Origin of the sequence: Candidatus Synechococcus spongiarum (assembly GCF_900047545.1) — a bacterium.
Classification (GTDB): Bacteria; Cyanobacteriota; Cyanobacteriia; order PCC-6307; family Cyanobiaceae; genus Synechococcus_B; species Synechococcus_B spongiarum_C.
The window spans coordinates 1-10,980 of the sequence record NZ_FITM01000123.1; the positions used below are offsets into that span (position 1 = coordinate 1).

Sequence of the window (10,980 nt, forward strand, 5' to 3'; positions counted from 1 at the left end):
CCAAGCGACTGGGTGTCAGCAACATAACGGTGGGTAAATGGCGCCGTCGCTATCACGGCTCACCCCGCCAGGGGACCGCTCAACCTTGACCGTGAAGATCCTGCAGGGCGGCAATGCTCAGGTCCCCCTGTTGCAGGGCGGCGATGGCCTCACTCACCGCCTGGGCAGCGGCCAGGGTGGTGACTGCGGGCACGGCATAGTCAATGGCGGCGCGGCGTAGATAGCGATCATCGTGGGCAGCCTGGCGGCCGATGGGGGTATTGATGATGAGCTGGATGGCGCCGGAGCGAATCTGGTCTTCAATGTTGGGTCGCCCCTCATGCACCTTCAACACCGTGGTCACCGCCAGGCCGGCATCCCGCAAGTGGGCGGCAGTGCCTCGGGTGGCCACTAACTCAAGGCCCAGCTCCGCCAGCCGCCGGGCAATGGGCACCAGACCTGGTTTGTCCCGGTCATGGGTGGAGAGGAACACCGTCCCCTGGCGGGGCAGTTCCTCCCCGGCTCCCAACTCCGCCTTGGCATAGGCCATGGCAAAGCCGGTGGCACTGCCCATAGACTCCCCGGTGGAGCGCATCTCCGGTCCCAGCAGGCTGTCGCTGCCGGGGAAGCGCTTGAAGGGCAGCACCGCTTCCTTGACGGTTTGCATGGGAACACGGGGTTCTTCCGTCAAGCCCACCTGATCCAGGGTTTCGCCGGCCATGAGCCGGGCGGCCAGTTTGGCCAGGGGATGGCCACAGGCCTTGGCCACAAAGGGGACGGTGCGGGAGGCGCGGGGATTGGCCTCCAGGATGGACACCTGATCCCCCTGCACGGCAAACTGCACGTTCATGAGCCCCACCACCCCCAGGGATCGGGCCAGGGTGTGGGTCCATTGGCGGATGGTGTGCAGGGCCGCCCCACTGAGGTTAATGCTGGGTAGGCAACAGGCGGAATCTCCCGAATGGATCCCGGCGGGTTCAATGTGCTCCAGGATGCCGGCAATGACGCTACGACCCTGGGCGTCCGCCAAGGCATCCACGTCCACTTCGATGGCGTTATCCAGGTATTGGTCAATGAGGACGGGGTGATCCGGCTCCACCTGCACGGCGTGCTGGATGTAGTGGCTCAACTCAGAGCGGTTGTGCACCAGTTCCATGGCCCGCCCCCCTAACACGTAACTGGGCCGCACCACCACCGGGTAGCCAATCCGCTCCGCCACTGCCAGGGCTTCCCCCCCACTGCGGGCTAGGCCGTTGTTGGGCTGGCGGATGGCCAGCTTGCGCAAGAGCTGCTCAAAGCCTTCCCGATCCTCGGCGGCATCGATGGACTCCGGCGACGTGCCCCAGATGGTGGTGCCGGTGCGGCGTCCCTCGGGGGTCTTCAACCACTGCAGCAACGGCATGGCCAGCTTCAGGGGGGTCTGGCCGCCAAATTGGACGATGACCCCGGCGGGTTGCTCCGCCTCGATCACGTTGAGCACGTCCTCCAGGGTGAGGGGCTCGAAGTAGAGCCGATCACTGGTGTCGTAATCTGTGGAGACGGTCTCCGGGTTGCTGTTGTGCATCACCGTGACCCAGCCCTGCTCCCGCAGGGAGAAGGAAGCATGGCAGCAGCAATAGTCGAATTCAATGCCCTGCCCGATGCGGTTGGGACCACCCCCCAGGATCAACACCTTTCGCCGGGTATCCTGCCGCACCTCCGTTGCGGTCGGCTGGTGTGTCATGGCGCCGTCCTCCTGGAGCCAGGCGCCGGCGGCTTCGTAGGTGCTGTAGTGGTAGGGCGTTGTGGAGGCAAACTCCGCCGCGCAGGTGTCCACGGTCTTGAACACCACGTCCACCCCCAGCTTTTGCCGCCAGCGGCGCACCGCCAACTCCTGGGAGCCGGTGGCCCAGGCAATCTGGCGGTCGCTATAGCCGTGCTGCTTGAGCAGCAGCAGGGTGGGAGCATCCAACTCCTGCAGCCCCCGCCCCCGCAGGTGTTGACACTCCAGTTGCAGCAGCCGGCCCAGCTTGGCCAGGAACCAGGGGTCAATCCCGGTCAATTCCTGAAGCCGGCCCTGATCAAAGCCCTGCTCCATGGCCTGGCGTAGTTGAAAGATCCGCTCCGGTGTGGGGGTGCGCAGTTGAACGGCCATGGCGTCCGGGTCCATGGGGGTCTGGGATCCGTCGCAACCCCAGCCGGCGCGGCCAATCTCCAGGCCCCGCAACGCCTTTTGCAGGGACTCCTCAAAGCAGCGGCCCATGGCCATCACCTCACCGACAGAGCGCATGGAGGTGGTGAGCACCGGCGGGGCATCGGGAAACTTTTCAAAGGCGAAGCGCGGCACCTTGGTGACCACGTAATCAATGCTGGGCTCAAAGCAGGCCGGTGTCTTGCCGGTGATATCGTTGAGGATTTCCGGCAGGGTATAGCCCACGGCCAGGCGGGCGGCAATCTTGGCGATGGGGAAACCCGTGGCCTTGCTGGCCAGGGCTGAACTGCGGCTCACCCGGGGGTTCATTTCAATGACCACCAGGGTGCCGTTGGCAGGATTGACGGCAAATTGCACGTTGCTGCCCCCGGTTTCCACCCCCACCTCCCGCAGGATGGCCAAGGCCTGGTCCCGCAGCCGCTGGTACTCCCGGTCGGTGAGGGTCTGGGCAGGGGCCACGGTGACGGAATCACCGGTATGCACCCCCATGGGATCTAGGTTTTCAATACTGCAAACCACCACAACGTTATCCGCCTGATCCCGCATTACCTCCAACTCGTATTCCTTCCATCCCAGCAGGGATTGTTCGATCAGGATCTGGCGCACCGGGCTGGCTTCCAGGCCACTGCGGGCGAGATTGAGTAGGTCGTCGGTGTTATAGGCAATGCCCCCGCCGCTGCCCCCCAGGGTGAAGGCCGGGCGAATGATGAGGGGGTAGCTGCCGATCTGCCGGGCCTCGGCCTCGGCTTCCAGAAGGTTGGCGGCAATCCCGGAGGGGCAAACCTCTACCCCGATGCGACCCATGGCCTCCTTGAACAACTGCCGGTCTTCCGCCTTGCGGATGGCCTCCAGACTGGCGCCAATCAACTCCACGCCGTAATGTTCCAGCACGCCACGTTCCGCCAGATTGACCGCCAGATTGAGCGCCGTCTGTCCCCCCATGGTGGGCAGCAGGGCGTCAGGACGCTCCGCTGCAATCACCTGGGCCACCACCTCTGGAGTGAGGGGCTCGATGTAGGTGCGATCTGCCATGTCCGGATCGGTCATGATGGTGGCCGGGTTGGAGTTCACCAACACCACTTGAAAACCCTCGTCTCGCAGGGCCTTGCAGGCCTGGGTTCCGGAGTAGTCAAACTCGCAGGCCTGGCCGATGACAATCGGCCCGGAACCCAGCAGGAGAATGCGCTGTAGATCACTGCGTCGGGGCATCCGAGGGTGCAAAGGCCAAGCCAGACCAGCATGGCATCCCCCGGTTCCGGGATGATGGGCTTGGCGGGTTCAATTGGCCCGCTAGGCTGGACTCACACCATGAACCGTATGACTGAACTTCAGCGACTCAAAGGTCTTCTCCCGCCGGAAATGCAGAGTTGGGTATTTGTGGAGTCCGCTGCTGCCGCTGATCCCCCTCTGATCACCATTGAGGAAATTGGCCGTGACGAGGTGGAAATTCAGGTGGACCTGGAGGCGTGGGAGGCCTTGGCCCTGGATCAGCGCAATCTGCTCTTCTGGCATGAGGTGGGCCGTATCCAGAACGACGCCGTGCCACGGGATGGGTGGGAAATGGCGGCCTTGGCCATTGGTCTTGGTGGTGCCATCGGCGAACTCTGGGTACAGGACGGTCTGCTGCTGCTGCTGGCCTTGGGCCTCTCCGGCTTTGCCGGCTACCGCCTGTACCTCAAAAACAATCCCGAGAAGTACCTGCAGGAAGCCGTTGCGGCCGATGAGCGGGCCATTGCCCTGGCCACCCGCTTTGGCTATTCCCTACCCAATGCCTATCGCAGCCTGGGCAGTGCCCTGAAGACGCTGGTGGCCCAAACCCGCAAGAAGCGCAAGCGCAGCTTCTATGAAAATCGCCTGGATGCGCTGCGGCGGAGTGCTGCCAAGGCCCAGGCGGAGATGGCGCGGTCTGAGGGAAGTCCGGAGGCCGTGAGCAGCGAGAACGTCTATGGAAGTGGTGACTGACGCTTTGAGTGCATCCCGGACGCAACCGTTGGACTCGGCTGCCCTGGCCCGACTGGCGGCAGAGGCTTGTGATGACCGCAGAGCCATGGACATTGTGCTGATCCGCGTGGAGGAAGTGGCCTATCTCACGGATTGGTTTGTCATCTGCTCCGGTGGTTCCCCCGTACAGGTGCGGGCCATTGCTCGTTCCGTCGAGGAGACGCTGGAAGAGAAGGCCCAGCGCCGTCCCCTGCGGCTGGAGGGCGTCTCGGAAGGACGCTGGGTGCTCCTGGATTACGGCGAACTGATCGTCCATGTGATGGGCGTCCAGGAACGTCACTTTTATGACCTGGAAGGGTTCTGGAGCCATGGGGAACTGCACACCCATCAGCCCATGGCCAAGACTTCCTGAATGTTGTGTTCTGTGTTGTTGTGGCCTTGATGGACAGCACCTGCCCGGTTCCCATGGAGCAGCGCCCACTGCAGCAATATGAAGAACTGCGCCGGTCCTGGTTTTTTCGTTGGGCTGATCCTGACGTTTTCACCTGTCTCAAGCCCTTTGCCCTCTGCTGGCTACTGTTGATTCCCCTCACCACGGTCATTGCCAGTGGCAGCGTTCCGCTTCAGCAGGACCCACCCCGACTGCTGGCCGCCGGGCTGGTGGGGGCTTTGGTGCTGCCTCTGCTGCTGCTGGTCCGCCAGTGGCTGGGTTGGACCTTCATCTTGCGCCGTTTGCTGGCAGAGTCTATTGAGTACGAGGAGTCTGGCTGGTACGATGGACAGATCTGGGAAAAGCCTTTGGTGTGGCGCCAGAAGGACTGGCTGGTGGCTCAGCATCAGGTGCGCCCCCTCCTGCTGGGGTTGCAGCAACTGATGACCATGGCCACTGTGGCGCTGGTGCTGGGCGCGGCGTTATGTCGCCTCGTTTAAGGCCGTCATCTGGCTTCTGCCCTTTATGAGTCAATCATCTTCCCCGTTCACCATGGCCGGTCGAGGCACCCCCGCCTCTCCCCTGGACGTGTTGCTGTGCCGCAACGGAATTGTGGAATCGGTGCATCGGGTCCATGCCGCCGTGACGGATCAGCAGGGACGACTGCTTATGGGTGCGGGGGATCCCTTCCGGGCCAGCTTTGGCCGCTCGGCCCTCAAGCCCCTCCAGGCCAGCCTGTTGATTCTCACCGGTGCAGCAGAGCAGAACCAACTCCAGGAGAGGCAACTGGCCATTGCCTGTGCCTCCCACCGTGGGACCGTCACCCATGCCCGTGCCGCCTTCCATATCCTGTGGAAGGCGGGGTTGAGTGCAGACCTGCTGCAATGTCCCGTGCCGGTTGGGGCCACCAGTCCCCTGCAGCACAACTGCTCGGGCAAACATGCGGCGTTCCTGGCCGTCTGTAAGCGGATGGATTGGCCCCTGGCCACCTACATGGACCCGGAGCACCCTCTACAGCGGGAAGTGTTGCAGCGCCTTGCCGAACTGCTGCACCAGCCTGCTGCGGAGTTTTTGCTGGCCACGGACGACTGTGGTATCCCGACGGTGCAACTGCAGTTGGTCCAACTGGCGCGGGTGTTTGCCCTCCTCAGCAGCTCCGGAGCACCTGAGCTGGAACGGCTCTGCCGGGCCATGCAGGCCCATCCTCAACTGGTGGCAGGGGACGGCTGCTTTGACACGGAAGTGATGCGTTTTGGCTTGGGGGCCGTAATCAGCAAGGGGGGGGCAGAGGGCATCCAGTGTGTGGGCCGGGTGAACGAGGGCATCGGTGTGGCCATCAAGGTGGAGGATGGGGCCAAGCGGGCCAAACATGCTGTGGCCCTGCACCTCCTAGACCAGTTGGGCTGGCTCACTCCCGAGGCCACGGCCGACCTGCGACCCCGTTTTCAGCATCTCTCCCCCCACCTGAGTCTCCGGATTTCTGGTGAACTGCGCTTCAATGGAACAAGCTAGGTAACCATCAGGAGCACACCATGAACCCCAAACTACGCCCCAGCAAAATCGACCTGCCGGCAGCCACCCGCAGGGAGATGGCCGCCTTGTTGAACGCCCGGCTGGCGGACGCCGTCGACCTCTCGACGCAAATGAAGCAAGCCCACTGGAACGTGAAGGGGCCGTCGTTCATTGCCTTGCACGAGCTGTTTGATGCGATCCACGGCGAGGTTCTCACCCACGTGGACAACCTGGCGGAGCGCATCGTCACCATGGGTGGTGTGGCCTTCGGCACGGCGGCAGTGGCGGCGCAGCAGTCAAGTTTGCCCGCCTATCCGCTGGATATCGCCTCCGGCAACCATCACATGGAAGCAGTGAGCGGTGCCCTGGCCACCTTCGGTGGAGCCATCCGCAGGGCCATTGCCACGGCGGGTGCAGCGGGCGACGCCGATACGGAAGACCTGTTTGTGGAAATCTCCCGAGCAGTGGACAAGAATCTGTGGCTGGTGGAGGCCCATGCCTACGGGGGAGACGGGACAACCCACGGTGAGGACCAGCAGCGCCAAAGCCGTGTGCCTTCCAACCTGGTGGGGATCCAGGAGCACTGAGGCATCGTTACTCTCCAACCACCTTGGACTTCAGGGATGGTGGCGTGAACGATGTCTTCATGGGGATTGGGGTTTGCACACAGTGTGCCAATGGTGTAGAGTTTTCAGGTCTTGGCAGATCCAGGCAGGCAAGGATTATTGACCCATGCCCGGCCTGGATGCCATCCCGTCGCGGGGTAGAGCAGTCTGGTAGCTCGTCGGGCTCATAACCCGAAGGTCAGGAGTTCAAATCTCCTCCCCGCCATCTTCGGCAAGAAAAGAAAAACTTACAAAGGATTGGAATTGGGAGGGTCATCTGTAGATGTGGTGTCCTGGTTGTTCTAGCCTTCAGTCGTTTTACCTTCCAAATCACTCATGCTGGTCAAGTCTCTCAAGCGGTTCGCGATCGCACCCCTTCTTTTGGCTCTCGCGAGTTGCGCCACGGCTCCCGAGGAGAAGGTGAGCCTATTGGAGCAGGTGAAGTCCAGAGGAGAGTTGCGTTGTGGCATTAGCGGCCGCCTGCCCGGCTTCAGCTATCTCACCACTGAAGGTACCTACACGGGCTTGGACACTGATATCTGCCGCGCCGTGGCAGCCGCCACCCTGGGGGATCCCGACAAGGTCGACTACACTCAACTCACGGCGGCCCAGCGCTTCACGGCCCTCAGCAGTGGCGAGATCGACCTGCTCTCCCGCAACACCACCCAGACCCTCAGCCGTGATTCCGGCGGCGGTAACGGTCTTGTCTTCGCCCCTGTGGTCTTCTATGACGGCCAAGGGGTGCTGGTCAGCAAAGACAGCGGCGCCACGACACTGGAGGATCTGGAGGGCGAATCCTTCTGCGTTGGCGGGGGCACCACCACGGAGCGGAACCTCAACGACGTGTTGCAAGCCCGGGGGATTTCCTTCGAACCGGTCAAATTCGAGACGCCCCAGGAGCGCGAGCAGGCCTATCTGGACGGACGTTGCGCTGCCATCACCGCTGACCGCTCTTCTCTCAACAGCTCCCGCTCCGGCTTCGAGAACCCCGATGATCACGTGATCCTGGATGAAGTGCTGAGCAAGGAGCCCCTGGCACCGGCCACGGTGGACGGGGATGACCAGTGGGCCGATGCGGTGCGCTGGACTGTCTATGGCCTCATGTCCGCAGAAGAGCAGGGCATCACCCAGGCCAACATTGACGAGCAGCTGGCATCGGCCACCAGCGGCGCGGATCAGGAGAATGCAGCCCTGCGTCGCTTCCTGGGCATTGAAGGTGACCTGGGCAGCAAGCTGGGCCTGCCCAACGACTTTGTGGTGCAGGCCGTTCGCGCCGTGGGCAACTATGGGGAGATCTATGATCGCCATCTGGGCCGTGGCACGTCAACCTTCATTCCCCGCGGTCTGAACGCCAGCTACACGGACGGCGGCCTTCACTACGCACCTCCCTTCAATTGAGCCCAGAACCCCCTGCTCCGGGTCGGCCACCAGGGCAGCGGCGGCTTCTGCTGATTCTGCTCCAGGTGGCCATTGGCCTCTTTGTGCTGGGGGTCATTGCCCTGCTGGTGAGCAACCTGCAGGTCAACCTGGTCCGCCGTGGCCTGGAGCTCAGCTTTGACTGGCTTGGCCGACCGGCCCGGTTCCCCCTACCCAGGAGCCTGCTGTCCTACAGAACAGAGGACAGCTATGACTGGGCCTTTGTGGTGGGGTTTGTGAACAGCCTCCAGGTGGTGGTGGTGGGCCTAGTGCTGGCCACGGTCCTGGGGGGCATTGGCGGGGCCGCCAGTTTCAGTAGAAACTGGCTCTTGCGTCAGTTGGCCAACCTGTATGTGGCTGTGGCCCGTAATGTCCCACCCCTGCTCCACCTGCTGTTCTGGTACGTGGTGGTCTTTCTTGGGATGCCGGCGGCCCGCAACGGTGTGGAGACCTTAGCGGGTTGGCTGAGACTGCCCATTTCCGTAGAGTTCATGGCCTTGCTCATTGGTCTCACGGTGTACACCGGCGCCTACATCTCGGAGGTGGTTCGGGGCGGCATCAACTCCGTGCCCCGCGGTCAGTGGGAAGCAGCCCGTTCCCTGGGTCTTGGCGAAGGACGGACTCTGCGCCTGATCATCCTTCCCCAGGCGCTGCGGGCCATCCTGCCCGGCCTCAACAGTCAATACATCAACCTGGCCAAAAACAGCACCCTGGCCATCGCTGTGGGTTACTCGGACATCTTCTCCATTGCCAACACCACCTTCACCCAAACGGGACGCTCCATTGAGGCCTTTGCCTTGCTGGTGGCGGGTTTTCTGGCGGTGGACCTGCTCATCAGCGGGGCGATGAACATTCTCAACCGCCTGGTGCTGCGCCATGGTTGAATCTCCCCGCTCCGGCTCCTGGTCGCGTCAACTGCTGTTGCGGATTCGCCGTGGCCTGTTTGCCTCACCCCTGGACACGCTCATCACCGTGGTGCTGGTGGTGGTCTGTGGTGGTGGTCTGTGGAACCTGCTCCACTGGGCCGTCCTGCAGGCGGACTGGGCGGTGGTCTTGGAGAACGTCCGCCTTTACTTCAACGGCAATTTCCCGGTGAGCCAGATTTGGCGAAGCTGGAGTTGGCTGGGCCTGTTGGCGGCGCTCTGCATCCTGACCCTGATGCCGTCCAAGGTGGTGCCGCCAGCAGTGGTGCGCCTGTTGCCCCTGCTTTGGGTTCTCATCCTGCCCATCGGTTTGCTGCTACTGGCTTCGGGGCTGGGGCTTGAGCCGGTCAAGAGTCGCTTCTGGGGGGGCCTGCAACTGAGTCTTCTGCTCACCCTGGGCACCATTCTCATGGCCTTGCCCCTGGGTATTCTCATGGCCCTGGCGCGCCGCAGTGAACTGCCTCTGCTGCGCTGGCTCACCACCGGCTATATCGAGCTCATGCGGGGCATGCCCCTGATTGCGGTGCTCTTCTTTGGTCAACTGATGATTCCCCTCTTTCTGCCGGAGGGTTGGACCTTGAACCGAGTGCTGCGGGCCGTGGTGTCTCTGGGTTTCTTCATGGCGGCCTACATGGCGGAGGACGTGCGGGGTGGACTGCAATCCATCCCCAAGACCCAGTTGGAAGCAGCCCGCTCCCTGGGCCTCTCCCCCCTGCTCACCGTCGCCCTGGTGGAGTTACCCCAGGCCCTGCGCACGGCCCTGCCGGCCCTGGCCAACCAGTGCGTGGCCTCGCTGCAAAACACCAGCCTGCTGGCCTACCTGGGCCTGATCGAACTGTTGGGCATCAGCCGCAGCATCCTGGCCAATCCCGACTACTTGGGTCACCACCTGGAGGTGTACATCTGGCTGGCGCTGCTCTATTGGGCTGTCTGCATTCTGATGACCAGCCTGGCGCACCGCGTGGAGCGCACCCTCAACGTAACTGGTCACCACTGACCTTCTGCCGATTTTCCACCCCCTTTCCCCGCCATGGCCTCCAGCACTGCCCCCTCCCCCCAGTCCACTTCAGGTGCTCAGCCGGGAGATACGTTGTCAGCCGTCCTGGAGTTGGCGGTGTGCAGCCAGGGGCTGGAAAAAATTTTTCCCAACGGGTTTCAAGCGCTGCGCAAGGTGGATCTGGCCGTGGGGAAAGGGGAGGTGGTGGTGATCATGGGTCCCTCCGGCTCTGGCAAGAGCACCCTGATTCGAACCTTCAACGGCCTGGAAACCATTCAGGGTGGCCACCTGGAGGTGCTGGGCTATCACCTGGACGCGGATAACAGCCAGAAGGTGGTGAGCAAAATTCGTCGCCATGTGGGAATGGTGTTCCAGTCGTTCAACCTGTTTCCCCATCTCTCCATCCTGGAGAACGTCACCCTGGCCCCCATCTGGGTGCAGAAGCGGGACCGGCAGACGGTGAAGAAGGATGCTCTGGCCTTACTGGACCACGTGGGCATCCGTGAGCAAGCCCACAAGTATCCCTCCCAACTCAGTGGCGGTCAACAGCAACGGGTGGCCATTGCCCGGGCTTTGGCCCTGTCTCCCCAGTTGATGCTGTTTGACGAGCCCACCAGCGCCCTGGATCCGGAAAAGGTGAAGGAGGTGCTGGAGACCATCCGCGCCCTGGCCGCCGAGGGCATGACCATGGTTGTGGTGACTCACGAGGTGGGCTTTGCCCGGGAAGTGGCGGATCGGGTGGTGTTCATGGATGAGGGAATGATTGTGGAGGAGGCCAGCCCCCAAACTTTCTTCACGGACCCCAAGGAGGAGCGCAGCCAGCTTTTCCTCAGTCGCATCCTCTGATTCCAACAACCCGACAGGCGTTCAGGGCGGGGGAGGACAGGACAGCAACCACGCTCCCTAGGCTCAGGACTCATAACCAGAAGCTGAGAGTGGCGGCGAGGAGGACGGCAGAGAGGAAGATATGGGCACAGCGGTCGTAG

10 protein-coding genes and 1 tRNA gene are annotated in these 10,980 nt (G+C 62.7%); 10 read left to right on the forward strand and 1 reads right to left on the reverse strand.

Features of this window, described 5'->3' with window-relative positions; all coding sequences use genetic code 11:
* Positions 1 to 79: 79 nt before the first annotated feature.
* Positions 80 to 3,379, reverse strand: a complete 3,300-nt coding sequence (carB, locus tag FLM9_RS05210; RefSeq protein WP_074457577.1) for a carbamoyl-phosphate synthase large subunit — start codon at positions 3,377 to 3,379, stop codon at positions 80 to 82.
* Between the two features lie 108 nt (positions 3,380 to 3,487).
* Between carB and FLM9_RS05215 the strand changes: the two genes are divergently transcribed.
* From FLM9_RS05215 to FLM9_RS05260, 10 genes are all read left to right on the forward strand, one after another.
* Complete coding sequence (locus FLM9_RS05215; RefSeq protein ID WP_074457578.1) at positions 3,488 to 4,132, forward strand: DUF3318 domain-containing protein; 645 nt, start codon at positions 3,488 to 3,490, stop codon at positions 4,130 to 4,132.
* Positions 4,133 to 4,160: 28 nt separating this feature from the next.
* On the forward strand, positions 4,161 to 4,523 hold the full coding sequence (gene rsfS, locus FLM9_RS05220) for a ribosome silencing factor (RefSeq protein ID WP_074457582.1): 363 nt from the start codon (positions 4,161 to 4,163) through the stop codon (positions 4,521 to 4,523).
* A 29-nt stretch (positions 4,524 to 4,552) separates the two neighbouring features.
* Positions 4,553 to 5,041 carry a CGLD27 family protein gene (locus tag FLM9_RS05225; RefSeq protein ID WP_074457583.1) on the forward strand — a complete coding sequence of 163 codons (489 nt, stop codon included), beginning with the start codon at positions 4,553 to 4,555 and terminating at the stop codon, positions 5,039 to 5,041.
* 25 nt (positions 5,042 to 5,066) lie between these two features.
* Entirely contained in the window at positions 5,067 to 6,053 is a 987-nt protein-coding gene (locus FLM9_RS05230) for an asparaginase (RefSeq protein ID WP_074457579.1), read from the forward strand.
* 20 nt (positions 6,054 to 6,073) lie between these two features.
* Entirely contained in the window at positions 6,074 to 6,640 is a 567-nt protein-coding gene (gene dps, locus FLM9_RS05235) for a DNA starvation/stationary phase protection protein Dps (protein WP_074457580.1), read from the forward strand.
* A 170-nt stretch (positions 6,641 to 6,810) separates the two neighbouring features.
* Positions 6,811 to 6,884 (forward strand) — tRNA-Met (locus FLM9_RS05240).
* Positions 6,885 to 6,994: 110 nt separating this feature from the next.
* Complete coding sequence (locus FLM9_RS05245; protein WP_074457581.1) at positions 6,995 to 8,056, forward strand: amino acid ABC transporter substrate-binding protein; 1,062 nt, start codon at positions 6,995 to 6,997, stop codon at positions 8,054 to 8,056.
* The gene (locus FLM9_RS05250) at positions 8,053 to 8,958 is read left to right on the forward strand and encodes an ABC transporter permease subunit (protein WP_081340210.1); all 906 of its coding nucleotides are present in this window, start codon (positions 8,053 to 8,055) and stop codon (positions 8,956 to 8,958) included. The genes FLM9_RS05245 and FLM9_RS05250 overlap by 4 nt, the downstream gene beginning before the upstream one ends.
* Positions 8,951 to 9,994, forward strand: coding sequence for an amino acid ABC transporter permease (locus FLM9_RS05255; protein ID WP_081340211.1), 1,044 nt, complete (start codon positions 8,951 to 8,953; stop codon positions 9,992 to 9,994). Before FLM9_RS05250 ends, FLM9_RS05255 begins: the two co-directional genes overlap by 8 nt.
* A 105-nt stretch (positions 9,995 to 10,099) precedes the next feature.
* Entirely contained in the window at positions 10,100 to 10,840 is a 741-nt protein-coding gene (locus tag FLM9_RS05260) for an amino acid ABC transporter ATP-binding protein (protein WP_074457586.1), read from the forward strand.
* The last annotated feature ends 140 nt before the right edge of the window (positions 10,841 to 10,980 follow it).

Bases quoted from the DNA above. Each gene is read 5' to 3' on its own strand.
- carB (WP_074457577.1), bottom strand. From the start codon at position 3,379: ATGCCCCGACGCAGTGATCTACAGCGCATTCTCCTGCTGGGTTCCGGG.
- dps (WP_074457580.1), top strand. From the start codon at position 6,074: ATGAACCCCAAACTACGCCCCAGCAAAATCGACCTGCCGGCAGCCACC.
- FLM9_RS05225 (WP_074457583.1), top strand. From the start codon at position 4,553: ATGGACAGCACCTGCCCGGTTCCCATGGAGCAGCGCCCACTGCAGCAA.
- FLM9_RS05255 (WP_081340211.1), top strand. From the start codon at position 8,951: ATGGTTGAATCTCCCCGCTCCGGCTCCTGGTCGCGTCAACTGCTGTTG.
- FLM9_RS05215 (WP_074457578.1), top strand. From the start codon at position 3,488: ATGACTGAACTTCAGCGACTCAAAGGTCTTCTCCCGCCGGAAATGCAG.
- FLM9_RS05230 (WP_074457579.1), top strand. From the start codon at position 5,067: ATGAGTCAATCATCTTCCCCGTTCACCATGGCCGGTCGAGGCACCCCC.
- FLM9_RS05245 (WP_074457581.1), top strand. From the start codon at position 6,995: ATGCTGGTCAAGTCTCTCAAGCGGTTCGCGATCGCACCCCTTCTTTTG.